Origin of the sequence: Viridibacillus sp. NPDC093762 (assembly GCF_050279675.1) — a bacterium.
GTDB lineage: Bacteria > Bacillota > Bacilli > Bacillales_A > Planococcaceae > Viridibacillus.
Genome location: NZ_JBNNUK010000011.1, coordinates 1 through 25,144, shown reverse-complemented (window position 1 = coordinate 25,144; position 25,144 = coordinate 1). Strand labels below are relative to the sequence as shown.

27 protein-coding genes, 1 pseudogene and 1 riboswitch are annotated in these 25,144 nt (G+C 33.1%); of the genes and pseudogenes, 4 read left to right on the top strand and 24 right to left on the bottom strand.

Annotated elements, in window-relative coordinates; all coding sequences use genetic code 11:
- Window positions 1-3 precede the first annotated feature (3 nt).
- Both ACQKM9_RS14065 and ACQKM9_RS14060 read right to left on the bottom strand, forming a co-directional pair.
- Entirely contained in the window at window positions 4-1,152 is a 1,149-nt protein-coding gene (locus ACQKM9_RS14065) for an acyl-CoA dehydrogenase family protein (RefSeq protein WP_427734968.1), read from the bottom strand.
- A gap of 27 nt (window positions 1,153-1,179) precedes the next feature.
- A complete protein-coding gene (locus ACQKM9_RS14060) occupies window positions 1,180-1,956 on the bottom strand; it encodes an enoyl-CoA hydratase/isomerase family protein (protein ID WP_427734967.1) in 777 nt (258 codons plus the stop codon).
- A gap of 369 nt (window positions 1,957-2,325) precedes the next feature.
- Between ACQKM9_RS14060 and ACQKM9_RS14055 the strand changes: the two genes are divergently transcribed.
- Entirely contained in the window at window positions 2,326-3,099 is a 774-nt protein-coding gene (locus ACQKM9_RS14055; RefSeq protein ID WP_427734966.1) for an SDR family NAD(P)-dependent oxidoreductase, read from the top strand.
- 473 nt (window positions 3,100-3,572) lie between these two features.
- Here the strand turns inward: ACQKM9_RS14055 and ACQKM9_RS14050 are convergent, their stop codons facing one another.
- From ACQKM9_RS14050 to ACQKM9_RS14000, 11 genes are all read right to left on the bottom strand, one after another.
- Window positions 3,573-4,202, bottom strand: coding sequence for a TetR/AcrR family transcriptional regulator (locus ACQKM9_RS14050; RefSeq protein WP_427734964.1), 630 nt, complete (start codon window positions 4,200-4,202; stop codon window positions 3,573-3,575).
- A 515-nt stretch (window positions 4,203-4,717) separates the two neighbouring features.
- Window positions 4,718-4,909, bottom strand: a complete 192-nt coding sequence (locus ACQKM9_RS14045; RefSeq protein ID WP_427734963.1) for an IS3 family transposase — start codon at window positions 4,907-4,909, stop codon at window positions 4,718-4,720.
- Between the two features lie 527 nt (window positions 4,910-5,436).
- The gene (locus ACQKM9_RS14040; protein ID WP_427734962.1) at window positions 5,437-5,649 is read right to left on the bottom strand and encodes an IS3 family transposase; all 213 of its coding nucleotides are present in this window, start codon (window positions 5,647-5,649) and stop codon (window positions 5,437-5,439) included.
- An 81-nt stretch (window positions 5,650-5,730) separates the two neighbouring features.
- Window positions 5,731-7,380 carry a pyridoxal phosphate-dependent decarboxylase family protein gene (locus ACQKM9_RS14035; protein ID WP_427734961.1) on the bottom strand — a complete coding sequence of 550 codons (1,650 nt, stop codon included), beginning with the start codon at window positions 7,378-7,380 and terminating at the stop codon, window positions 5,731-5,733.
- A 139-nt stretch (window positions 7,381-7,519) separates the two neighbouring features.
- Complete coding sequence (locus tag ACQKM9_RS14030) at window positions 7,520-7,858, bottom strand: hypothetical protein (RefSeq protein WP_427734960.1); 339 nt, start codon at window positions 7,856-7,858, stop codon at window positions 7,520-7,522.
- A gap of 59 nt (window positions 7,859-7,917) precedes the next feature.
- Window positions 7,918-9,120, bottom strand: a complete 1,203-nt coding sequence (locus ACQKM9_RS14025) for a methyl-accepting chemotaxis protein (protein ID WP_427734959.1) — start codon at window positions 9,118-9,120, stop codon at window positions 7,918-7,920.
- Between the two features lie 57 nt (window positions 9,121-9,177).
- The gene (locus tag ACQKM9_RS14020; protein WP_427734958.1) at window positions 9,178-9,888 is read right to left on the bottom strand and encodes a hypothetical protein; all 711 of its coding nucleotides are present in this window, start codon (window positions 9,886-9,888) and stop codon (window positions 9,178-9,180) included.
- Window positions 9,889-9,945: 57 nt separating this feature from the next.
- Complete coding sequence (locus tag ACQKM9_RS14015; RefSeq protein ID WP_427734957.1) at window positions 9,946-10,314, bottom strand: hypothetical protein; 369 nt, start codon at window positions 10,312-10,314, stop codon at window positions 9,946-9,948.
- A gap of 130 nt (window positions 10,315-10,444) precedes the next feature.
- Window positions 10,445-10,531: riboswitch (cyclic di-GMP riboswitch) on the bottom strand.
- 399 nt (window positions 10,532-10,930) lie between these two features.
- Window positions 10,931-11,110, bottom strand: a complete 180-nt coding sequence (locus ACQKM9_RS14010; protein ID WP_390393146.1) for a MarR family transcriptional regulator — start codon at window positions 11,108-11,110, stop codon at window positions 10,931-10,933.
- A gap of 223 nt (window positions 11,111-11,333) precedes the next feature.
- Entirely contained in the window at window positions 11,334-11,780 is a 447-nt protein-coding gene (locus ACQKM9_RS14005; RefSeq protein ID WP_427734956.1) for a YfmQ family protein, read from the bottom strand.
- Window positions 11,781-12,168: 388 nt separating this feature from the next.
- Window positions 12,169-13,599, bottom strand: a complete 1,431-nt coding sequence (locus tag ACQKM9_RS14000) for a PLP-dependent aminotransferase family protein (protein WP_427734955.1) — start codon at window positions 13,597-13,599, stop codon at window positions 12,169-12,171.
- A 1,089-nt stretch (window positions 13,600-14,688) separates the two neighbouring features.
- Between ACQKM9_RS14000 and ACQKM9_RS13995 the strand changes: the two genes are divergently transcribed.
- Window positions 14,689-15,612: a DUF5655 domain-containing protein gene (locus tag ACQKM9_RS13995; RefSeq protein ID WP_427734954.1), complete on the top strand. Its 924-nt coding sequence runs from the start codon at window positions 14,689-14,691 to the stop codon at window positions 15,610-15,612.
- Between the two features lie 184 nt (window positions 15,613-15,796).
- On the opposite strand, the gene ACQKM9_RS13990 is transcribed toward ACQKM9_RS13995, so the two are convergent.
- The 10 genes from ACQKM9_RS13990 to ACQKM9_RS13945 form a co-directional block, all read right to left on the bottom strand.
- A complete protein-coding gene (locus ACQKM9_RS13990; RefSeq protein ID WP_427734953.1) occupies window positions 15,797-17,809 on the bottom strand; it encodes a prolyl oligopeptidase family serine peptidase in 2,013 nt (670 codons plus the stop codon).
- Window positions 17,796-18,281 carry a DinB family protein gene (locus tag ACQKM9_RS13985; RefSeq protein ID WP_427734952.1) on the bottom strand — a complete coding sequence of 162 codons (486 nt, stop codon included), beginning with the start codon at window positions 18,279-18,281 and terminating at the stop codon, window positions 17,796-17,798. Before ACQKM9_RS13985 ends, ACQKM9_RS13990 begins: the two co-directional genes overlap by 14 nt.
- Before the next feature lie 288 nt (window positions 18,282-18,569).
- Window positions 18,570-18,911, bottom strand: a complete 342-nt coding sequence (locus ACQKM9_RS13980) for a hypothetical protein (protein ID WP_427734951.1) — start codon at window positions 18,909-18,911, stop codon at window positions 18,570-18,572.
- Window positions 18,889-19,467, bottom strand: coding sequence for a MarR family winged helix-turn-helix transcriptional regulator (locus ACQKM9_RS13975; protein WP_427734950.1), 579 nt, complete (start codon window positions 19,465-19,467; stop codon window positions 18,889-18,891). Before ACQKM9_RS13975 ends, ACQKM9_RS13980 begins: the two co-directional genes overlap by 23 nt.
- Before the next feature lie 587 nt (window positions 19,468-20,054).
- Complete coding sequence (locus ACQKM9_RS13970) at window positions 20,055-20,519, bottom strand: DUF3291 domain-containing protein (RefSeq protein WP_427734949.1); 465 nt, start codon at window positions 20,517-20,519, stop codon at window positions 20,055-20,057.
- 124 nt (window positions 20,520-20,643) lie between these two features.
- Window positions 20,644-20,949 (bottom strand): DUF3784 domain-containing protein, encoded by a 306-nt coding sequence (locus ACQKM9_RS13965; RefSeq protein WP_427734948.1) that lies wholly within the window; start codon window positions 20,947-20,949, stop codon window positions 20,644-20,646.
- Between the two features lie 87 nt (window positions 20,950-21,036).
- Window positions 21,037-21,876, bottom strand: coding sequence for an alpha/beta fold hydrolase (locus ACQKM9_RS13960; protein WP_427734947.1), 840 nt, complete (start codon window positions 21,874-21,876; stop codon window positions 21,037-21,039).
- Between the two features lie 155 nt (window positions 21,877-22,031).
- Window positions 22,032-22,196, bottom strand: coding sequence for a hypothetical protein (locus ACQKM9_RS13955; RefSeq protein WP_427734946.1), 165 nt, complete (start codon window positions 22,194-22,196; stop codon window positions 22,032-22,034).
- A 182-nt stretch (window positions 22,197-22,378) separates the two neighbouring features.
- Window positions 22,379-22,828, bottom strand: coding sequence for a GNAT family N-acetyltransferase (locus tag ACQKM9_RS13950; protein ID WP_427734945.1), 450 nt, complete (start codon window positions 22,826-22,828; stop codon window positions 22,379-22,381).
- A 211-nt stretch (window positions 22,829-23,039) separates the two neighbouring features.
- The gene (locus tag ACQKM9_RS13945; RefSeq protein WP_427735071.1) at window positions 23,040-23,207 is read right to left on the bottom strand and encodes a DUF4190 domain-containing protein; all 168 of its coding nucleotides are present in this window, start codon (window positions 23,205-23,207) and stop codon (window positions 23,040-23,042) included.
- A gap of 320 nt (window positions 23,208-23,527) precedes the next feature.
- On the opposite strand from ACQKM9_RS13945, the gene ACQKM9_RS13940 reads away from it, so the two are divergent.
- Window positions 23,528-24,022, top strand: coding sequence for a DUF2975 domain-containing protein (locus tag ACQKM9_RS13940; RefSeq protein WP_427734944.1), 495 nt, complete (start codon window positions 23,528-23,530; stop codon window positions 24,020-24,022).
- A gap of 13 nt (window positions 24,023-24,035) precedes the next feature.
- Window positions 24,036-24,236 carry a helix-turn-helix domain-containing protein gene (locus ACQKM9_RS13935; protein WP_427734943.1) on the top strand — a complete coding sequence of 67 codons (201 nt, stop codon included), beginning with the start codon at window positions 24,036-24,038 and terminating at the stop codon, window positions 24,234-24,236.
- A 471-nt stretch (window positions 24,237-24,707) separates the two neighbouring features.
- Here the strand turns inward: ACQKM9_RS13935 and ACQKM9_RS13930 are convergent.
- Window positions 24,708-25,144: pseudogene (locus tag ACQKM9_RS13930) on the bottom strand (transposase); the annotation flags it as partial.

Below are 25,144 nucleotides of genomic sequence, written 5' to 3'. Positions count from 1 at the left end.
TGTTTAATTCGAAAGTAATGCCTTTGCAATGATATGCTTTTGGATTTCGGATGTTCCGCCTCCAATTTGCATTAACTTTGCATCTCGCATATATCGTTCAACCGGAAATTCCTTCATATAACCGTATCCACCGAAAATTTGTACCGCTTCCGTTGTAACTTCCATTGCAACATCAGCACCAAATAATTTCGTAGCAGCCGCAAGTCTAGCTATTCCTTCAGTCTTTTCGTTTTCTATTAAGGATGCACCTTTATAAGCTAATGCACGACCAGCTTCTATTTTCGTATACATAGTCGCAAACTTATCTTGAATCATTTGGAATTTAGAAATGGATTTTCCAAATTGTTCTCTTTCTTGAGCGTATTTCAATGAAGCATTCAATGCTCCTGTAGCAATCCCTACTCCTTGTACTCCCATTACAACACGTTCACTATCTAGTCCTGCCATTAAAATGTTTATTCCTTTATCCTCTTCGCCGACTAGATTTTCTTTTGGGATAAAACAATTTTCAAAGATAAGTTCTCCTGTTGGTGACCCTCTCCAACCCATTTTTTCGAACTTTTTGCCTTTCTTAAATCCTGGTGTGCCATCTTCAATAAAGAATACGCTAATCCCTTTCGCACCTTTTTCTGGAGATGTTTTAGCGTAAACTAAAGCAAAGTCTGCTACAGGACCGTTTGTTATAAAAGTTTTTGTACCGTTTAATATATAACCATCTTCTGTTTTTTCTGCTCTCATTTGCATGCTCAATACATCTGATCCTGCATTAGGTTCTGTCATGGCTAGACATCCAATTAATTCTCCAGAACATAAGCGTGGTAAATATTTTTCCTTTTGCTCTTCAGTAGCATGTCGCATAAAATTGTCTATTACTAAACCCGATTGATGCATAATAGTTGCACAAGTAGAAGTACAAACAGCTGCTAGCTCTTCTGCAACGATACATGTTTCAATAATTCCTAAACCAGAGCCACCATATTCTTCAGGAGCCGTAATTCCGAGTAAACCAAGTTCTCCAGCTTTTTTCCACGCTTCATATGGAAAGCTTTCTTCCTTGTCAATTTTGTACGCATGCTTAGCAACTTCATTTCCTGCAAAATCCCTAACCATTTTTTGTAGCATTAATTGCTCTTCTGTAAATTCAAAATTCATAATAAATCCTCCTGTATTTAGTATTTATTATTCACCTATAAAATCCGGTTTTCTTTGCTCTAAAAATGCCTCAATTCCCTCTTTACAATCAATTGATCGAGTTAACTTTTCAAGACTTTCTTCTGTATAATGAATGGCATGATTTAATGGTAGATCAGCTCCTATTGTTACTGCCTCTTTAATTGCCTTCACAGCAAGGGGGGCATTTTCAGAAATTTGTTCCGCCAGGTTAATCGAATGCTCCATTAATTTCTCCAAAGGCACTACTTCATCAATAATCAGCAGTTTATTTGCCTCATTCGCATTAATATTTTTGCCCGTTAACAATAATTTCATCGCTTGCCCCCTAGATGTTGTTCTTACTAATCTCTGAACTCCACCTGCTCCCGGCATTATGCCAAGCTTTACCTCAGGTAATCCTATAACTGCATTTTCAGATGCGATCCGAATAGTACATGCTAGTGCTAGCTCCAACCCTCCACCTAAGGCGTAACCATTTATTGCTGCGATAAACGGAACTGGTGAGTTTTCTATCTTGTTGAATGTTTCTATAATTAATCGATTGTATTTTCTATTTTGTTCCGGGGAACTCTTAAACACTTGTTCTAAATCTGCTCCCGCCATAAATGCTTTTCCATTCCCCGTGATAACCGCAACAATGATTTTTTCCTCGTTGTTTATCTTTTCGATAATCTGATTCAATTCTTTTAAAAGATCCTCGCTTATCGCATTCATTTTATCAGGTCGACTAAGCGAAATAACTGCTACTTTTCCACGTTCTTCATACAAAACATTACTACACATACTAAATCCCCCCTTGCTACTAATCTTGATTTAAAGCCTTTTTCTACACTTTGTCTTTCATTTAAAAATCGTATTTATTACCATTTCTCACTTCATAATCGATTATGTAATTTCTTTACTTCACTTGCATACTGAACGTTCGGTAGATAAAAGATATCATTTGATTTCTGAATTGTCAAACAACTAAATAAAAAGATTAATAAATTACTCTCTAGTGTAATCTTTTCCTATGACTTAAATGATTCACCAGGTGTTCTCAATTCTCTCTGACTCAAATTATTTTTTTCTTGACAAATGATAAATTTGAATTTATCGTTCGATATAATATACAAAAAATTCAAATATTTATATTATTCAGGAGGGATCTTAGTGGATTTCAAAGAAAAAGTAGTTGTTATTACTGGTGCTGCAGGAGGAATAGGGCAAGCAACAGCAAGACTTTTTGCCCAAAAAGGAGCTAAATTAGTACTTGTCGATTTAAATAGTCAAGGTCTGAAAAATATGGTATCTAATCTGAATCTTGCAGAAGAGGATTATCTTATTCTACCGACAGATGTTTCTAAAGAAGAACAAGTACAAAATTATGTAGAAAAAGGAATGGAAAAGTTTGGTAAAATAGATGTATTCTTCAATAACGCTGGAATTGGTGGGAAAACAGGCTTGTTAATCCAACAAAGCGCACATGACTTAGATAATGTATTAAACGTAAACGTAAAAGGTGTCTTTTACGGGATGAAGCATATTCTAAAAGTAATGGTTGAGCAAAAATCTGGTTCAATTATCAATACTGCTTCAGTGGCTGGATTAGTAGGTACTCCTGGATTAGCAATTTATACTGCTTCCAAACATGCTGTAATCGGTTTAACAAAAGCAGCAGCCTTGGAAAACTCTAGAAATGGCGTAAGAGTTAATGCCGTATGTCCAGCACCTGTTGATACCGATATGGTACGTGAACTTGAAGAATGGATAGCACCTGGCAAAACAAGAGAAGAACAAAAAAGTATTTTTGCTAAATCGGTACCGATGAAACGATATTCAAGTCCAGATGAAATTGCACAATTAGTTGTATTTTTAGCCTCTGAAAATGCATCCTACATTACAGGAAGTGCCTATACAATCGATGGGGGCATGACAGCAGGTTAAATTATAAATAAATAGAACGAGCAATTGGACCAGGTAATCTCCCAAAGGCACTGCACTAAGAATACGAGACAAATAAAAACACCTTACTTTAGAAAATGGGTATTGAATGCATACCGCGTAATCTAAATGAAGGTGTTTATCTATGAGAGCAAGAGTAAGTTATCCAATAGAAGCGAAAATGATATTGTGGTATAACAATTAGCGAGTTGCAAGACACTTTTTTTGTTTTAGAGACACTACAACAACTGAAAAATGTTCTCATCCTGTGTTTTACATTGTGATCAAAGTTCTATTTATATGTCTAATTTCTATCAAAAAATAGAAATTCGCTAATCGAAATGTTTCACTTCTCGCCAATTCCAGAAATATTCTTTCTCGATAATATTTATAGCACAAAGAATGCGCATATATTATTAATCATTGAAGAATATATATACTATATGTACCAAAAAATACGGCTAACTTATATATATCTATTTCAAAGTTGCGTATACTGTAGTTAGTATAGTTTGTTTATTTTTCTCCATAAGTAAATCATTATCTAAGTTGCCGGTTATTTTCCCGACTGTTGGCAAAGCAATCGACATATACGATATTGCACCTATGGTTTGAATTAAAAATAGCATCGGGTCAATTGAATCTATTTTCCCCTTATCCTTCAAAATATCTAATGGTCTTTTCACTTCATTAATGAATTCGATTAAATACATATCTTTGTTGTTTTTGAGACGATTCCCGTTCTCCATTATTTCACGAACCATAATTTGGTTATATTGAGGGAATTTCCATGTCCAATCAATAAAACGTTCCAACATGCCCATTATTTGATCCAATTCGCTGCCATTATGGTCACTTGAATCCAGTATAATAGATTCCAAGCTACTTTCTATTCGTTTCAATACTTCAATGTATATTTTTTCTTTTGTAGAAAAGTAATACAAAATTGTAGAGTTTGCAACACCAACTCGAATTCCAATTTCCCTTATTGATGTATCTGCAAATCCTTTTTTTGAAAACAATTCCTCTGAAACAGAAAGTAGACGTTGTATTGTTGTTTCGGTTTGACCATTCGGAACATGTTTTTCTTTATTTTCATTTAACATATAAACAACCAACTTTCATTTATTTAGAAATATAGTCAACAAACATAACATGAATTTTTGTGTTGCAATTCACGTATCCTTTTTACAAATTAATAGAAGTCCCCACCAATTCCGAACATTTCTCATTAATTTTATAATTTAAGTGCAGATTATCTTAATAATATCGGAAGAAAATTAAAATAAATTACTAAAGTAGCTAAGATTAGAGAACGAACGTCACAAATAAGAAGAGTGCTCCCGTAGAACTTACACATATAGGAATAATCCTTATTCAAAAACTACAGGCAAGTTTAAAATATTCATCTTGGTTAATCTTTAATATGAAATATTCCTAGCCTTCCCTTAGTATACTTTTTAAGTGAAACTGAGAGTAAGTATTACGATTGTAAGTTCATGGTAAGTTTTGATGCTATCATAAATTTTCAATTTAGTCTAATAATTAGTTTAATTATAAATAAAAAGAAAACCCTGTCTTATATTATTTTGTACTGAACCCTAAAAATTTGGCCATTTATTTAAACAGCGAATTGGATAGTGTGATGACGGTATTCTACCAGATTTATATCCGTCAATTTCTCTTTTATTCGATCATGATTATAATAGTGGATATATTCTACAATCACTTGTTCAAGCTCATCGAAAGTGTGATAAATCTTCCCTTTGACCATCTTTTTTTTGAGAATGCTTCTCCATGACAGAATAATCAATACCGTTACCTTTACGGGACATATTTTGAAATAGTTTATTTGCTTTCAGTTTATATACATAGGCATACATTTAATAGCCTAGCATGGTTCTGAATGAATCGTTGTTCGGTTTGCCACTCCTTCGATACTTCAATTTCTTCATGCATATCTTCTAAATTTCAACATTAAACATAACTAAAAATAGATCTAAATACGCTTTCTTAGCTACTTACTTCACTTAATTTTCGGTATAACCTGTTAAAATAAGAGGATTATTCATAAATCAGGTTAATATTTAGGAAAAGATACTTACAAATGTATAAATTGTAATTGGATTGTTCAATTAGATGCTCATCCAGATACCTTTCCACCTTTTCCTAGATGTGCGTAAATTAAAGTTAGTTAAACTATTTTAACAGTCTCTTCTTCAGACTTTTTTTATGTACTAAAAAAAGTGCGAGACTTTGCACAAATTGATTGCATAAGGCTGCACTTCTATTTTGCAATAAAACTTGAGTTGGCGTCGGTCAATACTTTTTTACGATAGTTTAACGGATTCCAGCACGTTTCATTAGACGCTGTACTTTTTTGATGCTCACTTGAAAACCTTCTCTACACAATAAATAGTGAATTTTAGGTGCTCTATAACAACGGTCACTTGCTCGATGTATTTCACGAATACGTTCCGTAATGTGTTGATTTTCTAGATGATATATCGAAGGTTTTTTATGGGCACCCTGATAATACGTAGTTTTAGGCAACTTTATAACGCGCTTGATACTAGAAATCAACAAAGTTATCTAAAAAAGCATCTAACCTATTGATTAATCTTTTTTACCTCTTTAGGATCTTATTAGTATATTTTCACTGCTTCTTGTTTTCAGGAAAAACTCTTGGTGTTCTTTTAGAAATCCAACATAACGTTCGACTTCTTCAATTGTTGTGTATGGCGAGATCGCAAAAAATTTATGCGCATATACGGATATCCGCTTGTTTGAGTTTGCTGCTTCCACGAGACGCTGCTTTTTTGTATTTCCAAAGAAGACTGTATCTCGTTCGGCACCAATTACATCTGCAAACTCGTCATTAAATTGATTAATTTCCATCATTTCTTCTACGGTTAAAAGTCCGTTTAATTCATCATTCCATTTTGTCTTTTCAGGATAAAAACGGAATGTTGTAATCGGCGAAACCTCATTTGTAATTACCACATTTGAAACTTCTTTTATTAAAGTATCTCTAAAAGTAATATTGACACGAATATAGTTGGCTAAAAGCTCTTGATAGCCTTCTATTCCAAATGCTAATAAAGACGCATAAATCGTCAAAGCACTTCCCATTCGAGAGCATTCGAGCGTGTAGCCTGTATGATAGCTACCATAACTGCGATTCCCAACATACGGCGTTTCCGCTGCATCTAAATCAACATACTTCAGATACTCTCTGTTTTTGATTAAAAATAAACTCGTGATATATGGCGTTTGTCCAAGCTTATGGAAATCAAAGACCATACTATCTGCAAGTTTGATATGTTTAAACTTCTGTTGATAGGATTTCAATACCTCATTAACGTTGTTTTCAAATTGCAGAGGATTGCTTTCAAAGTCGTAATTATTAAAGAAAGTATACATGCCTCCCATAGCAGAGTCTGCATGGATATAAATTGGATTTATGCCATATGTGCTTTCCAATTCTTCCGCTATCCGCTTAATTCCCTCAATGTCATCAATCCCAAAGGTATCAGTAGTTCCCATTGTGGCAAGGACATAAAGAGGAACACCGCCTTTTGCAATAACAAGCTCCATTTTTTCTTTTAAATCTTCTAGATTCATAGAATGATCAGCATTAGCTTTCACACGAATCATGTTTTCTACGCCAATCCCAGTTGCTTCTATTGATTTATACAGACTGTAGTGTGATAGCTCTGAACAGAAGCAATAGAGATTTTGCGGTACACCATTTTGATTAGAGGAAGGCGCGTAACGGGCAATAGCAAGACGTAAAGAGTTAAAGACAGCCCCTTGTCCTCCCCAAGTTGTATATCCTGCACTGATGCTTTCATCGTATCCGATAAGTTTGGATAACATACTAGTTACTTCGATTTCTGCTGTAGCCGCTGCTGGGCCTTCCACATCCCAAATATTGTTCCCATTGACAAGCACCATTACTAAATTCCCGATAATACTAGCAATATTCGGGAGAGGCGCTGCATTGGCTACATAATTTCGATTGACGTACCGGTGTCCTTCTACCAATTTTAGAAGCTCCTGAATTACTTTCTCCATCGACACACCCGTTTTCGGAACATCAGCCTTTTGAATAACACGATTATAGTAATCCTCTGTGTACTCTGGCATTTCTCCTAGCGTTAGTTTGTTAGGGTCCTTTAATTCATCTATTTTCGTTAATATCGTCCTAAAGTAGGACAATAGTTCCTCTCTTTGAAAGTCATTCCCGTCCATACTAGGAAACAATTCTTGTACTTTCTTCATTGTTTTAGCTCCTTGATATTTTTAGTAGAAGTAGTTTTATTTTTAAAAAATTAGAATACAATCTGATAGACCAGGTACATTAAAAAGAACAAAGATGATGGCAATTGGAACTACATATTTTAAGAGAAAATAATAACGGTTAAAGAATATGTATCCTACATTCGATCCTAGTTTTAATTCTGCAAACAAATCTATTTTCGAATTTTTCCAGGATACAAAAATCGCGATCAATAATGCACCTACCTAAAGGCATCCAGATAATGCTGACTGCATAATCCATCAGGTCAATGATCGTCTTATTAAAGAGTTGGACATCTGCCATCGCACCATACGAAAGACGAGACTGTGCGCCAACGAAAACAATAAAAATACCAATCACCCAAGTGGCTTTCATGCGCTTACTCAAATCATTATTAGTAACTGCAGTCACACCTTGCTCCTTTTCAGTTTTTACCCCGTATAAAAAAGAGCTTTCCACAAGTTGGATCAACCTATGAGAAGCACTCTTAAATTTATTAGCCTGCAAGGTGAATATCTTTATACTGATACACTGACCTTATTTTCAGTATCTTGACCCACTTTAGCTTCCGCAGTTTCAAAACCCTGATTCAATGTAAATTGTAATTTGTTTACATCATTTCTTAATTCTAAAAGACTCTTTGCTTCTTGAACAAGTTTTTCCATTGTATTTAGTTCATCATCACTAATTTCAATTAGTTCCTCAAACATTTCAACAGATTCTCGAGAGATAGAAGCTATCTCAACAATTGTTATCATTATCTGCTGAGAAGCAGAAGATAATTCTTCTGTACTTGCAGAAGAATATTCATTATTTTCAGCAATGATCTTTGTAGTAGATAGAATCTCGTCGAACATGGTTCCAACCTCTAAAATGGTAGTATTTGTATCTTTAAATTCTTCTTTTCCCTGTTGAATTGACTTGACAACTACTTCAGTTTCTTCTTGTATATTCTTTACAATAATTGATACTTCAGAAGAAGACTGGCGTGATTGTTCGGCCAATTTTCGAACCTCATCAGCAACAACCGCAAATCCTTTACCATGTTCCCCCGCACGGGCAGCTTCTATTGCCGCATTCAAAGCCAATAAATTAATTTGTTCTGCAATCCCAGATATCACTTTTACAATAGTGCCGATTTCGTGAGATTTTTCTCCGAGTATATTTATTGCATCAAATGTTGTATTTATCGTTTGATTAAACTGATTCATTTTATCTAAGGAATCCTTTAGCTTCTCGTTTCCTTCTTGCGTCAATTCTAAGGTAGTATTCGATTGTTCTGAAATTTGACTTGATCTCACTGATAGATCTTCGATAGCCTGTGCCATTTCTTCCATAGATTCGGCACTTTCTTCTGTAGCTACTAATTGTTTCTGTAATCCTCTACCTACCTCATCAATTGCCGCTCTAACAATATCTCCTTTCTCAGAAGCATATTCACCGGTTTCAGCGAGGTTTTCTCCTTTTTTATGTACATGTTTTGAAAATGTAAAAACTTTTTCCCTAGTACTGCTGAAAAACTCAATTAGTTGATTAAATACAGCATGACCAGGACTTCTTTCATCAACTTTGCTTGTGATATTACCTGCAGATATTTCTTTCATTCCATCTATTATTTCTTTATTAATCTGAGAATGGTGTTTTAGTGAAAAATAGCGGTAAGCAAAATACACCGATACCCCCATTAAAATAACAATTATTCCTAGCATAATAGCCTCCATGATAAATATATCCCCTAACTCCTATTAATTATTGGATTAGACTTAATTATGAATATTTTAAAGCTCCTTTATAAGGATATATGTTCCATCCGATACATTTTCAGGAATACCATTCAACTTACTATTATCCTGATATTTATGAACAATATAATTTCCGTCTAAATCTTTATATTTTTTCATATTATGATATTTTTCCATTACACGTATCGACTTCGGGTTTGTCGCTTCACCTAAAACAGCCTTCACCCCTTGTGATGATGCCTTTGTTAGCAATCCATTTCCTAATTGCTGAATAATTTCGTGACGTTCATGTTCAGCTGTCACTCCTAACATGAACAGGTGTAATAACTCTCCATCTTGGATTTCTTTTCCGTTTCGTTTTTTATAATCTTCTATGAAACGTTTATCCACATCCTCCAGAACACGCAGAATTACATTCATATCATAAAAAGAACCTTCAAATATATCTTCTCCGATAATCTCTGGTGCATTTGTATCTCCAGCAAGCGCACCAACAACATTATTATTAATATCCAGAGCGACTGCGCAATATCCCTGCTCTATTGTAGAGTCTAAATAATCCTTGGTAAACTTATAGAAATCTTCATAACCTATATTTAATTGACCTACCATTGGTTCCTGAACCCATTTCCCTGAAACATCCACTCCAATAAATGAACGAGCTAAACACTCAGCTGCTTTCTGAATTAAAGCTGTTTGTCCCTTCGTAATAATTTCATATGTATATATCTCTTGTGTTGTTTGCACTTATTGATCTTCCTTTCAAATTGTAAAATAAAAATTTCTTTTCTATTGGACCTAACATTACATAGAATGATTTACTTTATCGATAAATGTACCAGTGAACTCAATTCTTTCAAGAGCATTCCTAATTTGCACTTGAGCAATTTTAGATGAAGGTTTTACTACAAGGATATCCTTAAAACCTAAGTTAGAATAAAATTGCATCGTTTGCTCCAACTGCGGTACAACCTTTGAAGGGACAGTTGTTTGATGAGTCCCATCGACAACAAACGTATATTCTCTTCTTGATACTTTATTAATTGTATCCTGTAAATCTTTCATATAACCTTCTGCATCTTCCTCTTTCATTAATCCACGCACCTGTACTTGAACTTCCTTCGCGACCTCATTAATTGCCATTTTATATTTCTTTTTATCTACGACTATCATCTTTTAACCTCCTTTTTCTTTTTTGCCTGCTTTACTTCATTGTTGACATTTGCACGTTCTTTTCGTTCGAGTGTAATAAATAAAAGCTATCCCAGATATAGATAGGGATAGCCAAAAAATCGTTATTATTCTTGGCAACCCGACTATCATCATCCAAGAGGATTTTAGACTCGTAGCTTTGCGTCCTTATCTTTCAATAAGTTTGCCCTTTTCAATTTTAGAAAAATAGTACTAATATCATGCTCATATATTACTATAACATTATATATTACTTGTCTTTTTTTGTCGAACTAGAATTTTTTATTGGTTTACATACGAAATAGGCTCCCCTCTTAGGTACGTTAGTTAAATAAGAATTAAACAACTGATAAGAGCCTTACTACAATAAGATGTAGCAAGGCTCTTACATTTTTATATCAAAATCAAATAAATTTATTATCACTTTACGGTCGGTTTAAAACAAATTTGTACTGTTTAAAATAAAGTCTAGATGTTATCTAGCTGTTATTTTACCAATGTACTTTTTACTTTGCTGTTCTTCATCTGTTGGAGCTAATGTTATGCGGACAGCATTCAATTGATATTTTTCTTGTAGTGCTAATTCAAGATTAAAAGACTAATCTCTAGGATCGTTAATAACGATGTTTACGTAATTTTTTTCTTTGGCGTACTTCAATAACTTTGAAACAGTAGGTCTAGATAGATCGAGAGCTTTAGCGATTTCACCTTGAGTCTTATCTAAATCGTAATACATCTTTGCTACATCTACACTAAGTAAATCTTTATCATTGAACATAATTTGCTCCTTTAATGGACTGATTATAAATAATGATATGTTTTTTCAATGTAAGTCAGATAAAAACATTCATAGTATGGGGTGTCCATTGCCATTGGAAATACAGTAGGGGTACGTTTCGGAAATCAAAATTACAAGGAAGTGATTTAATTTCATTATAATGGCGACTTCAATTTGGAAAATACAATTCATGAAGTTATTGTATATCCCTTGAATAGTATACTTACTCCACTGTTCTACTAGTTGACATATTAAATTTTTGAAGATCATCAGATCTAAGACTATAAGAAACAACTTTCTTCTTCCACTGCTTAACTACATCAACGTGATTATCGTGATTATAAACAAAGTAATTAACTTCTTTTTTGCCCTTTTTTAAGTTGATGACAAATGGAGTTACATTAGTGTCTGGATATAGAAATAATTTTTCATTGCCTGGAAATATATAATGTTTTTTTAAAAAGTTAGCTTCATTAAAATACTCAAGCAATCTAATTTTTTCTTCCACTTCTAAATTCTTTCCGTTAAATGTTACATTAACATCTTCTGAATCAAGTTTTTGATGAAGTTCAAATTTATCTAAAACCCATGCCACAAGTGCATTTGGAGGACTCATTAACAATTTAAAGATAATTCCAATCACTATCATAATTGCCACTGTCCATGTCATATTATCTCAACTCCTTCAATAAAAACATCTGGTTACTATAGGTCCTCATCTTAATAGCAAGAAATATACTATCACAAAATAGTAATTTTCAAACGAGTGCTATTTTCAATAAGACAACATAACAATCGGTCGCTAAAAACGTCCGGCCTCCCTTAGTATACAAATGATAAATTGTAAATCAATTCACACACAAAGCCACAAATAATTATTAATTAGCCTATATAGATGTTTCATCAACTACCTCTTAATGATAAAGGATTTATATTTTTAATAACCATCCAATTGGATTATTTTTTGACCATCCATTTATCTTAGGAATACAATTTAAAATAAATATTAATAACAAATCTTCTTAGAATATTATAGATGCTTTTCCAGAAGGAAATATTTACACACAATTAAGAGCTTCTGCAAACCTTTTGATTCCTTCATCAATCGAATCTTCATCTTCTCTTGCGAAAGTAAAACGAACAAATCCATTTTTAGATCCCATTGTAGAACCAGGAACATAAATGACGCCTCTTTTAATTGATTCTTCAAGTAATTGGATTTCATTAAAGTGTTTAAGTATTTTACACCAAATATGAATACCACCTTGAGGAATAGAATATTCCACTTGGCCTTTTAAATAAACATCCAGGCTTTTCATAATTTTATCTCTCCTTTTTTCTAATTCCTTAATTAAACTTTTTATATGAAAATTGAAATTTTCCGATTCTAAAAAATCATTCGCTATCCATTGTGTATAGATAGAATGTCCAAAGTCGACTTGCTGCTTTGCATCAGATAATCTTTCAATCACTGATGTTGGGCCAATAATCCATCCTATTCTTAATCCTGAGGCAACAATTTTGGACAAAGAACTAATGTATAATACGTTTCCATTCTTATCTATAGATTTAAGGGTAGGTATTTTATCTCCTGAAAAAGCTGTTAAACTATAAGGGTCGTCTTCTACTACTGGAATCCCAAGCTTTGAGGATATATCTAAAATAGCTTCTCTTTTTTTTACATTCATTAAAGAACCCGTTGGATTTTGAAAATCTGGATTTAAAAAAATCATTTTAATACGGTGTTTTTTATATAATGACTGCAAATCTTCAGGGTTAATCCCATCCCTGTGGACAGGTAGATAATGTATTTGTATACCTGCTGATTTAAAAATCGGAAGATTATAATTGTAAGAAGGATCTTCTATTGCTATTGCATCTCCAGGCTTTAACAAACATTGTACAATTAAATGTAATGCTTGTTGCGCTCCTGATGTTATAAGTATTGAAGAAGGATTCGTTTCGATTCCCCGACTTTTTTTTATATGTTTTGTAAGGGTTTTTCTTAGGATTTCACTCCCCTGTGGATGATCGTATCCTAGGCTTCCAATAAAAGAACGTGTTGAGGTTATCTCCCTTAAAAAGCTTTTTGGGAAAAGTTCTTCTGACAATTCACCTGTAGCTAAATTTATTAAATTATGTTCAACAGCTTCTTTTCTTATTTTTTGTGTTACTGGTAGATTAGGTAAAAAAGAACCTGCCCCAATATACCTATTCCAGCTAGGAATTCGTTTTTTTGTTATACCCCATATATCTTTACTAATGGTGGTACCACTTCCTCTATTTCTTTCAATTAGCCCAATCGATTCTAATTCGTCATATGCATTTACCACAGTACTTCTATTTATTTCTAGAATATTCGCTAAATTTCTCTCTGATGGCAATGGTTTATCAGGTGGAAATGTACCATCTGCAATTCCCTTTTCTATATATTCTGCGAGTTGTTTATAGATAGCTTTTTTTGCTTTTCTATCAGGTTTCCAATCCATATATACTCTCCTCATTCTTTCTATTAAACTTGCTTAAACTTCACCATTTATCTTTTAGCAGTGTCATGAAAGATAAAAAAGTAAATATTATTTGTAATTAACCTTCCTTTTTTAAAATTCAATACACATTTTTTTATAAGACACCTATTGATTCCAATAAAATTATACTGATATTATTTTTAAAGTTTTAGTACATTTTGGGTTATATTTCTAAACTCCTAGTGTTTCAAATTTTGTGCAACTATTATAAAAATCAATTGTAAATCAAACCCCATACAAACCTATAGTAGCCTAAAATAGTTCAAAGAATAATTAAAAGGGGTTTGTTTATGAAAAAAGATGGATCATTTTAATCGATTTTTACACTATGCTAACTGAATGTTATCTATTTTTGGTATAGGCTCCCATTATTCACAAATTATTTTAACAACTATACATCTATAATCGCTATATTTTTGTTGAAACTTATAACGAAATCGAAATTGTAGATGGGTAATATGGATTACTCAATAAACAAGAACCATTTGAAATTTCAATGGAAGAATACTTAGGAAATGAACCTGATTCGAACTATATTTTATGTATCAAACAATTATATGATAAGTTAATAGAGTTACATTAAGATACATACATCTATTACACTGATGAAACCTACTTTGATATGCAAAAAGCAATCCTTATTAACTAGGTTACATTAGGTGATGACGAGTTTATCGAAGAACAGATAACACATTTACATGATTTTTTATGTGTGCAATTAAATAACGTTTCGGTACAATATAAATTACTGGATTTTACAAAGCCACTTGTAGATTTTTCTACTACAAATACTATTTATTTCACTAGTGAAGATGTTTCACTAGAAACAAATACAGTAATAGACAAAATTTATGCTCACGCTTCCATAATACTTAGATGATTATGATTTAGGCAACGATATGTCTGCATACATACAAAATTCACTTGTTACTGTTTGTCCAAAAAAAGGTTCATATAAGTTAATTGAACATTTTTCAAAAGATGCAGATGATTTATTTTGTTGTAAACATTGCTAACAAAATGAACTACAACTACTAGGAGGATATACTAATGGGGGATATTAAATTTTTCAAGCTAAACGGTGACAATGTTCAAGAATTACATGGTCATTCTGTTGCACTAGAGAAATCATTACAAAATTTAATCGAAAAACACCTTGAATCATTTCTTGGGATAAAGTTTTTAGCGTCGGAATATTCAACTGGAAAACGCCATGGAGGAAGAATAGATACACTTGGATTAGATGAAAATCATTCTCCTGTAATTATCGAATATAAACGATCTATGAATGAAAATGTGATCAATCAGGGCCTCTATTATTTAGACTGGTTACTTGACCATAAAGCAGAATTCGAATTGATGACTTTAAGAAAATTCGGTCAATCGATTGCAGACAATATTGATTGGAGTAGCCCACGTCTGTTATGTATTGCAGGTAACTTCACAAAATACGATGAGCACGCCGTTATACAAATTAATCGCAACATAGAACTTTATCAATATAAACACTACGCAGATGGATTTTTAATGTTGGATTTAGTGAATGCAACAACAGCCCAAACTGTTTATATTGAAGACAATTCTTCAGATAGAGTACAAAAATCAAGTATCAAAACATTTAAAACTGTTTCAGACTATTTAGATCAATCTAATGAAAAATTAACGGATCGCTTCGAAAATTTAAAGGCCTTTATGATTGCCTTAGGTGACGATGTACAAATGAAAACGTTAAAATATTACATCGCTTTCAAACGTATTAAGAACTTTTCTTGTGTCGAAATCCATCCACAGTCAAATTCAATCTTGTTATATTTGAAAGTAGACCCTTCAACAGTGACTTTAGAACAAGGCTTTACTCGCAATGTAACTAATATTGGTCATTATGGGACCGGTGATTTAGAAATAAGAATCAATAACGATGAAGACCTTGAGAAAGCTAAACACTTTATCGAAAAATCATACGATATAAGCTAAAGTAAAACTTCCTATTGAGTATCAATTTTTATTCAATAGGAAGTTTTACAATTTATTAAGCCTAATTCTTTTAATTCACATAGAAATCATAGAACTACAATCACAGGCTAAATAAGAAAAAAAGCTTCCTTATGAAGAATGTTTCATCCTTATGTATCGTGTGAGGATATCCATTTATTAATCATCAAACCCTAAAATCTTTCATACTTTCTCCAAGAATATAGTGTGAAAACCACATCAAATTCTGCTTCATAATAGCCACATCAATCCCTGGCTGGTCAGAACTATATGCCATTCCTTTAAAAATAATTAATTCTGTATCAACTTCCATATCCCTTAATCCTTGATATAGCTCATATGCATTTGGAGTTGGAACTCTTGCATCCTTTTCACCATGTTGGATTAAAGTGGGAGTACAGGCTGATTTAATATATGTCATTGGTGATGTTTTTGTATATATCTCTGGATCATTCCATGGATCATTTCCTAAATACATCCTAATAAAGTAAGGGATATCTGTATTTACATAATGGGTACTCCAATTAGTAATTCCACCTCCAACTGAAATAGCTTTAAATCTACTACTAAATGTAGAACAGAAAGCTGATATATATCCCCCGTTACTCCATCCCATAACCCCTACTCTATCTTTATCTGCAATCCCTTTGTCAACTAGTTTATCCACTCCAGATATAACATCATCGTAGTTAGCAATTCCCAATTTTCTATAGTTTGCTTTTAAGAATTCATTTCCATAACCAGAACTTACCCTGTAGTTTGGTTCTAAGACTATAAAGCCTTTTTCGATAAACTGTTCAATAGGATATTTCTCATTAAAACAGTCTGAAAATATTGGAAAGGATGCCCAAGCCGGTCCACCATGGATTACCACTAATAAGGGATATTTTTTATTTGCGTCAAACTCTACTGGGGTTGATAAAACTCCCTCTATTTCAAGTCCATCTCTACTTTGCCATGTGATTATTTCCCTGTTACTTTTAAGCTTTCCTTTGAAAAAGCTATTTTCATTCGTTATTTTTTTATCGTCTAAATAGATTTCAAAGGTTTCATTTGTTATAGCCTTATTATAGGATATATAATTTCCATCCCTTGTTATAGAAGCATCCATTATAAAGCTATCTACTTTTTCGCTTAACATTTCCACAGTGCCATTCTCAGATAACAACCCAATAAGATAATTAGTTTTATTCTGCCATCTAATTAAAATTCCTTTAGCTGTCCACCGTAATGGAATAACCGTACTATCAAAATCTGTTAAAGGTTGAATTAGCTCTCCATTATTAATATCATATATCTCTAGTGTACTGTCTTGTATATGGGTCTTATAGTAATCCTTCTCCATTATGCTTGCTGAGTAACATATTTTGCTGCCTTCAGGAGAAAAGCAAACGCTCCCCCCCAACAACTTATCTATTTGCATCTTTTGTAGCTCTTCAGCCTTAATATCTAGTATGTATAGATCACCATTAATATAATCTTCCATATTTGGACTTGGTGTAGCCATAAATACAACCTTTTTCCCATCATTTGAAATATCAAATTCATGGATATGAAAATGCTTACCATCAGTTAGTTGATAAACAATGCTATTTTCGTGTTCGTCTTTATCCTTTCCAGCACTATCAGAATTTTCCGGGTGTTCATATTTATCATTTTGTATCACTTTTTCTATTTCAATGTAATATAAACAATTATTCTGGTATTCCTTACCTATATGATGGAAATCTCCATATAGTTCCTTACGTTTCTTTAACGCCTCAGATTCTTTAGACTGTGCAACATAATAAAAACCCTTTCCAGTAGGCTCCCATTTGAATTTACTGACCCCTTCTTTCTCATCAGTAATTTGAACCTCACTATAACCATCTATGGACTTAACAAAGATCTGATTTTTCTTCATATCCCCGTCACCAACTGGGCTAAGGTATGCGATATCTCTAGAATCTGGGGACCATAATGGGTATGTACTATCTATACCCCTAGTTGTTAATGGGGAACACTGCCCCTTATCTTTTTCATATATCCATACATGATTCCTATATTTATTGTCTTTCCAGTTAGCTGTCTTCTTGACAAATGCTACGTTTTTGCCATTATCACTTATGTTTGTACTTGATAAGGTTGGTAATGAAATAATCTCTTCCATACTTAGATATGTTTTTTCATTCATTTTCATTAATAAACCCCCTCGTTAACTCTCTTCCAATAAAGTTAGCAGGTACAGGGCTTAGTTCTAATTCTCTTTCCCAAACAGAAAGTTGACCTATGTAGTGAATTTCGCGAGTAATTATATGCTGCAATATTTCATCAAAAGTGTATTTATCTTCATCCCTAGAAACACTGACTAGTTTTTCTTTTAAACCTCCTAAATTTGTTTTTATAAATTCAGCTATTTCATTTCGTGAATTATCTGAAAGTGATTTAACCTTTTCAAGTGTATTATTATCAGCAAACTGAAATACTACATCTTCTTTGCTTTCAATACCACGAATACAACTATATTCCACATCAATTATGTGAAAAAGTGTATATAATATATTTCCTACTCCACCCCTGCGGTCTTTTAACAACTCTTTAATTGTCAGTTGATTGCACCAGTCAAACCATTCATCTCTTACCTGCCAGTTGTATTCAAAGAATTTAATCATTGTAAGCACTCCAATCTAGCTTATTACATTATATTTCGATGTAAATGCAACTATTTCCTTCTTCAACTAACCTACCCCGTTAATTGAAGAAGGATTTACTGTTAAGAAATAAATAGTCAAACATTGCCCTTATTCTAATTTCAATTTTTTAAATCTGGAATTTTTTTCATAGTTGGTTTTTTCGGGTAAATAATGAATCCATTTCGTTAATTGTAGTGCTCTTTCCTACGGCGTTTGGTCCTAAAAGACCAAGGATTTCTCCTTTATGAATTAAAAAGCTAATGCATACTACGGCCTTTTTTGACCAATAGCTTTTTTCCAAATTATTGATTGAATGATAAGTAAAAAGGCATTACTTAAAATACTTACTACGCCTGCCCAAAATAGCCAATTTATTGTGGTTAGCCAAGAGAAGGTAATGATAAGCAGTGCAATGACAATTGATACATAACTACCTGCTCGGTTTAGTTTCTTGTTGCGATGAAATTTATACTTGGCATGAGATACAGATTGCTTGATTGTATTTTTCACATAATAGATTTTCCTCTTAAGCTTATACTCAGCTTCTTTTACTTTCTGATAGAGCAGCATACAACTCATATAGGCATTATTCACAATCCGCCCCCCCATATCGTCGTTTTGAAAACTCAACCAAGACTTTTTCTTGATAGCTATCTGAATTTAACTGTGCCTGCTCATCAACTTCCAGATTTGCTTTTTCTTCAAAACCATCTTGTTCTTCGCCGTCGAAGCGATAGAGTTTGTGTAGCAATCCCCAAAATGTTTCGATTTCGTCAGTTGTGAACTCATGAAACATATCAGCTAAAAAATAGTTTGATTTTTCCGAACAAGCTATTAACGCTTTTTTTCCATCGGAGGTAATCTCGATATTGATAGAGCGTTTATCCAGTTTACTCGGCCCAGTTTGAACATAACCTTTTTTCACAAGGCTTGTAATTAACTTGTTAGCGCTTTGCTTTGTTGTGCCTAGCTTTTTAGCGATATTAATCAGCGTGGTATTTTCAATTGGCAAATGGGCAATAGCGATAAGAGCCATGTGTTGTCGAGAAGTTAATATCTCCAAGTATTCGTCTCCACGAGTTTGAACCTTATTGACAACCGAAAACAATGTTGCGTAACTTTGCTGCATAAAATGCAGTTCTTTCAGTAAGAGGTTGATATCCATATTTAGCTCCTTTCCATTTTAGTCACCATATTGACTAATTTAGAATACCATCTATCTATAAAAAGTCAACATGGTGACTAAAAAACTTTGTGAATTTGCACATGTTTGATTTTACGGTGTATATGGTAAGCTGTGACAGAAGAAATCAAAACACATTTAAGAAGCAAGGATATGTAAAACAAAACCTTTTATAAAAGTTGTTTACTAATCCACAAGTAAAAAATCCATTTTGATCAATCTTCTTCAAAGTGAATTCTTTTTAATTGCTATCATTTAATCCTAACAATGTATGTTTATTAAATTTATTCTAAAGTATCTAAGACTTTATATCGTATGGTTCCATACCATTTCCCTATTTATGGTATAAATTAGCACTTATATATTGCTGCTTTTCTACATGATAATCAGAATATTCAAAATAAAAATAATAAAAAATGTAAATATTTTCCATTTAATCACCTACTATTTATTTAATAGGTATTTTGTTCATTGACATCAATAAAAATAAGGCTCTACTTCTTAGTGAAGTAAAGCCCTCCGTTAGTTTAAGTGTAATTCTTCAAAATTCCCTCCAGAGTGGACCCCTGCTACTTAATCAAGAACTTCTCCCCTTTTTCATCAAATGTATGCTTAAAATCAAATGCAAGAGGAGTTGGACCATGCTGAATATAGTAGTTGTATCTCTTAAATGCCTCCTCCCATGAGACATCCTTCACCTTTTCTGTCCACCAAACTACATAAGAAAGGTGTTTCTCTGGATATGGCTCGATCCATTTGCTTCTATCCTGTAATGCTTGTATATGTCGTCCTGAATAGGTAAAGTGATATAAGGATTGAAGACTTCTCCATACTGTTAGCGTAAGAATAGGAGAACCCTTTCCCTTCACGGTTTCTTCAGGGAAAAGGACTCCTTCAGGTGAAAATGCCTCTATAAGTCCTGATTTAGTTGCCTGACGATATACTTCATTTCCCACTTGATAAAATTCACGAGAGGTAGGGTGATCATAGGGGTGGTTTAGCCTACCAACAGTGTAGATTGAAACTAATGCCATAAACAGCCCTCCATCTATCTTTTTATTGTAGATATATTCAAGTGAAAATGTGAAAATTCCATCTTCAACTAAACTGCCCGTTAGTTTAAGTAGGAATCCCTATTTCTTACAAAGTTAAACCAATTTATTGTCGTTGAAATTGTAACCGATCATAAATAAAGAGTAAAAGGATTAAAATGATATGCCCCATTGCAAGTACGGCAATAGAAAGAGGGGCAATTGATGTGATGCTTAAATTAAGTCCCATTAGTATAGCAACTTCCGCACCAAAGAAAATCACAACAAGTCCTATATTACGTGCTAGCTTTTTAGCATCAAAAATTTGATTCTTTTGATATCCTGCAATAAAATCTAAGGGCTTCTTTTTCCAAATGATAATACCTAAAACGACAAAGAAGCCACTAAAAATAATCACTTGTAGCATTTCCATTTAATTTATCCCCCACCTTTGTATACCGCCTGCTATCTCCTCTTACCTACACCGTTAACTAAGCACCCATTAGTTGAACAACATTTTTTATGATAAAACGCCTTTTAAAACTCGCTTAAACTCGAACTCTTCTTCTAAAAATGGATAATGGTTACTTTGTTCAAATATATGTAATGAAGCTTCCGGAATTAAATCATTCATTTCGATTGAAAATTCCACTGGGCATTGAACATCATGCCTACCGCAAAGAATGATAGTTCTTGTTTTAATAGCTGATAATTGGCGAGTTACATCAAAAATTAGTTGTTCTCTACTAAAAAAATTCAATCTATTTGCAGACATTTTTTTTATTATATTTCCCGAAAAGTATAGGTCATAATTTTCAGGTTTAAATAAAGATAATTGAGTTCTTTCTTTAGACAATCTATTCCGGTCATCTCCCACTGTGCGTTGAAGCTTTAAATGTTCCATTAATTCTTGCATCCTTTTAAATTTAGGATGTCCAGCATTATATATACACTTACTTGATGATGAGCTATATTCTCTTGCAGAAGAGCCTACAAGAATAAGTGAAATTAAAGAGGATGAAAAATGAATACCATATAAAACGCCAATCATTCCACCTGTAGAATGTCCAGCAAATATCCATGATGAGTAACCCTTCACTTTTCGAATCTCTTCAAGGTCAAGCACTGCGTCCACCATGCTTAATTCATAGGCATTCTCTGCTTTATCTGAGTTTCCTGCGTCTTTTAAGTTAACTAAAAAAACTTTATTATTGTCTGTAAATGTTTCAGCAAAGTAGTCCCCAGACTCATTAAATTCCGAATAATGATGAGTTATACAAACTGGTTCACCCTCTCCTTTTTCAAACACCTCAAAGCAACCACGAGAGGTTTCAATCATCTCTCTTTTCCATTTGGACATAATAGCTTCCTCCCTTCTAAACCTATTATTTCATGTTCACTAAACTGCCCCGTTAATTAAAAAAATAGCTGTCTGAACAGCTCCAATATCTTCTGCTAAAACACCCTATAGTTCAATAAGAAAAAGGATCTGCCTACTTATTAAAGCCATACCCCTTAATTAGATTTTTTTAGTTTAGGTAGTCCTTTAATGATTAAATAAATTAATACGCCTGAGATTGTTATTGCTATAAATTTATTTAAAGTATTCGGTTCCCCTAGTATCTTTTCAAGTAATTGGTCATATGTTGGAATATTTAACCACATAAGTATTCCATTCATTATAGAAATCCCGATTACAATACTAAATATATAAAATAGTCCGTATTTCTTTATCACACTTTCACCTCTTTTAAATTTAGTCAGTTACTTAAATAACTCACATATTTTATCTAGTTCTACAATCTTCTGAAAATACCTGCTTATTCCATTAACCTGCCCGTTAGTTTAGTAACACTTTAGCTTTAAAACTCCATATAATGACTAGAATTTGGATAAAGATTTTCCTTTAAAAAACCCATAGAAGTATAAAATTTGTCAGCTTGTTCCGTATCTGTATGAAGTACCATAATTTTATAATATTTTTTTGCTTTCTCAATTATCCTTTTTACCAAAAGGCTTCCTATACCGTTTCTCCTATACGCTTTATTAACATAAAACCTTCTCAGCCTACCAATAGAATGTTCATTAGAAAATGGATCTTTATTTAATCCACCAATAGCAACAAGGAGACCTTCTTCATTAAACACGCCAAATAAACATTCTCCAAAATGGTTAAAAGTATTACTGCCATTTTTATAGTCATTTACTAATCTTTCTACAAAACGAAAACCATCTTCTTTGCTTTGCTTTACTAAACTATCAAAATCAAAATTTAACAGATTATTTATTTGTTTTACCTCATATTTTCCCATGTGTATCCCCTCCAAATTACTTAATTCTTGTTAAACTATTCTGCCCTTTTATTTGAATAAGCATAAGGCTCAACTCCATATTGAAGTAAAGCCCCTGTTAATTGAAGAAAAAATCCATTACAGTTTCTTAATTATTTCCCTCATTGGTTAAAAGTGAAATTGTTGCAATTGATACAACCGTAAGTAAAACTAGTAGAATCTGAATACAGATTCATACGATACTACAGATCTTACCTAAAATAGCCAAATCTTTCCCTTTTTCACCTGAATGGTCAATCTCTAACATACTTTTAGATGATAAAACAATCCCAATAATGCCAAAGATTAATCCAACAAAAGTTATGAAGATGGATAATATACCTAATGTGAGTGATGCAATAGATTTACTATTTGTTTCTACATTTTATCGCCCTATAAATGAAAGTGTTCTTATATTTAACTTATTACAAAGATCATAATCCTATTCTAAACACACGAACTGCCCCTTTAGTTGAAGAAAAAAAGAGCTGTCTGAACAGCTCAACACTCCTCCACTATAGCCCCCGTTAGGAGCTATACGTCAGGAATCTCCTTGAAAAAAAATATTAAAAATATTATTGTTTGACGATAACACTTTATTGATTTAGAATAATATGTAAAAAAGAGGTGGTGTTTCCAATCAATCTTTTTACCAAGACCGTTCTAAAATTTTTATCAATTATGTCGCTAATTGCTCAAGTTTTATGTGCGTTTGCTGGATTAATGCTATTATTTGCGTCTGGAGCTTTATTGTTAGTACCAAACGGAGTCAAAAAACAATTGCTACAGTTTGCAGATTTAAACTCAAACACAAACGTATCAGTATGGTTATTAGTACTTTCTTGCTTATTCGCGCTAGCAATCATTTCTTGTTTGTTTATCATTATGTACGCTCTACATAAGATAATTGGTAATATTTACGAACAACTCTTCTTTGTTTCTCGAAATCTTAAATACCTAAAACTAATCTTAATCTCGATCACTAGCTTTACCGTTTTTAACTTCATTAGTCAGCTGTTATTTGCGCAAGTACATGCGTACAATGTCAGTAATATTTTTCCGGATTCTTGGCCAAGTTTAATAGGAAACATTCTTTTGTTATCCATCGTTTATACGCTTTATGTGGTTTTAAAATACGGCATATCTTTACAAGACGATTCTAACAACGTGATTTAGGTGGGAGCTCCTAATGATAAAAATTAATCTAGATCGAGTAATGCTTGAAAGAAAAATTTCTTCAAAAGCGTTAGCAGAAAAAATTGGAATTACCCAAGTTAACTTATCAATACTAAAAACAGGTAAAGCACGTAGTATTCGCTTTGCCACATTAGAAAAAATCTGCCAGACATTAGATTGTAAGCCTGGTGATATACCTGAATATGAAGAATAAACTGACATATAACAAAAAAATTGCTATATGTCAGTTTTCTACTACTCCGCAAAATGGCCCGAAAGTTGAACACAAGATAAATTACACTCTTCAACTAACCTCCCTCTATAAACATTGAAGTATCAACGGTTTTCATCACTTCGTGTTGTAATGAAAATATTTTCCATCTCTTTTGTAAACAGATGATTGAATTTATAGTTTTTATTACCAAATCGAGCGTACGCTTCGCTAAAACTAATGAAAATCATTAGCTTTTTTATCCACTATTTGATGCACAATGGATCTCTGCGATGCTTATGACGACGTACCCTCCCATGTCTCTTAGCGTCAGTGCGCTTACATTCCTTCGTTCGGTCTATTCATAAGGCAGAGGCCTGCTAAGCTGCCCCGGGGACTCTTGGTCTAAGTTTAGTTATGTTGCCGGCTTCTCCGTGTCATCCTTCTTGTTATAGTTCGATGGAAAGAAATTGTTTACGTTGTCTCTGCGAGACAGTAGAGGTCTTTCATCATATGTTTCTTGTTAAAACGGACTTTCTTTTTACAAATACCATGTAATACCTTCAGTAATTTACCACACAGTACCACCATTGATTGCTTTCCACGTAAGGGATTTTGTTGGCGTGTTGTGTAATTGGTACTATTACTTTGAAAAGAATATTTCTAAGTCTCTTTCTGCCCCGTCTGGAGATATGTTTTTGCCCTTTATGTTGACCAGATGAGTTTTCACGTAAGGTTAATCCCGCTAGTTTGATAAGTTGGCGTGGATTTTCGTAAAGTGAAAAGCACCCTACTTCTGAAAGTAAATCAACAATCGTCGCATCTCCTAAACCTGGAACCGATGCAAGTAGATCATATTCCATCGTTGTTTTAGCCATTTCGGCTAATTGATTATTTAGAGATTCAATTTC

Bases quoted from the DNA above. Each gene is read 5' to 3' on its own strand.
- ACQKM9_RS14065 (WP_427734968.1), bottom strand. From the start codon at position 1,152: ATGAATTTTGAATTTACAGAAGAGCAATTAATGCTACAAAAAATGGTT.
- ACQKM9_RS14060 (WP_427734967.1), bottom strand. From the start codon at position 1,956: ATGTGTAGTAATGTTTTGTATGAAGAACGTGGAAAAGTAGCAGTTATT.
- ACQKM9_RS14050 (WP_427734964.1), bottom strand. From the start codon at position 4,202: ATGTTAAATGAAAATAAAGAAAAACATGTTCCGAATGGTCAAACCGAA.
- ACQKM9_RS14035 (WP_427734961.1), bottom strand. From the start codon at position 7,380: ATGAAGAAAGTACAAGAATTGTTTCCTAGTATGGACGGGAATGACTTT.
- ACQKM9_RS14025 (WP_427734959.1), bottom strand. From the start codon at position 9,120: ATGGAGGCTATTATGCTAGGAATAATTGTTATTTTAATGGGGGTATCG.
- ACQKM9_RS14015 (WP_427734957.1), bottom strand. From the start codon at position 10,314: ATGATAGTCGTAGATAAAAAGAAATATAAAATGGCAATTAATGAGGTC.
- ACQKM9_RS14010 (WP_390393146.1), bottom strand. From the start codon at position 11,110: ATGTTCAATGATAAAGATTTACTTAGTGTAGATGTAGCAAAGATGTAT.
- ACQKM9_RS14005 (WP_427734956.1), bottom strand. From the start codon at position 11,780: ATGACATGGACAGTGGCAATTATGATAGTGATTGGAATTATCTTTAAA.
- ACQKM9_RS14000 (WP_427734955.1), bottom strand. From the start codon at position 13,599: ATGGATTGGAAACCTGATAGAAAAGCAAAAAAAGCTATCTATAAACAA.
- ACQKM9_RS13995 (WP_427734954.1), top strand. From the start codon at position 14,689: ATGGGGGATATTAAATTTTTCAAGCTAAACGGTGACAATGTTCAAGAA.
- ACQKM9_RS13990 (WP_427734953.1), bottom strand. From the start codon at position 17,809: ATGAAAATGAATGAAAAAACATATCTAAGTATGGAAGAGATTATTTCA.
- ACQKM9_RS13985 (WP_427734952.1), bottom strand. From the start codon at position 18,281: ATGATTAAATTCTTTGAATACAACTGGCAGGTAAGAGATGAATGGTTT.
- ACQKM9_RS13980 (WP_427734951.1), bottom strand. From the start codon at position 18,911: ATGGGGGGGCGGATTGTGAATAATGCCTATATGAGTTGTATGCTGCTC.
- ACQKM9_RS13975 (WP_427734950.1), bottom strand. From the start codon at position 19,467: ATGGATATCAACCTCTTACTGAAAGAACTGCATTTTATGCAGCAAAGT.
- ACQKM9_RS13970 (WP_427734949.1), bottom strand. From the start codon at position 20,519: ATGGCATTAGTTTCAATCTACACTGTTGGTAGGCTAAACCACCCCTAT.
- ACQKM9_RS13965 (WP_427734948.1), bottom strand. From the start codon at position 20,949: ATGGAAATGCTACAAGTGATTATTTTTAGTGGCTTCTTTGTCGTTTTA.
- ACQKM9_RS13960 (WP_427734947.1), bottom strand. From the start codon at position 21,876: ATGTCCAAATGGAAAAGAGAGATGATTGAAACCTCTCGTGGTTGCTTT.
- ACQKM9_RS13955 (WP_427734946.1), bottom strand. From the start codon at position 22,196: ATGAATGGAATACTTATGTGGTTAAATATTCCAACATATGACCAATTA.
- ACQKM9_RS13950 (WP_427734945.1), bottom strand. From the start codon at position 22,828: ATGGGAAAATATGAGGTAAAACAAATAAATAATCTGTTAAATTTTGAT.
- ACQKM9_RS13940 (WP_427734944.1), top strand. From the start codon at position 23,528: ATGTCGCTAATTGCTCAAGTTTTATGTGCGTTTGCTGGATTAATGCTA.
- ACQKM9_RS13935 (WP_427734943.1), top strand. From the start codon at position 24,036: ATGATAAAAATTAATCTAGATCGAGTAATGCTTGAAAGAAAAATTTCT.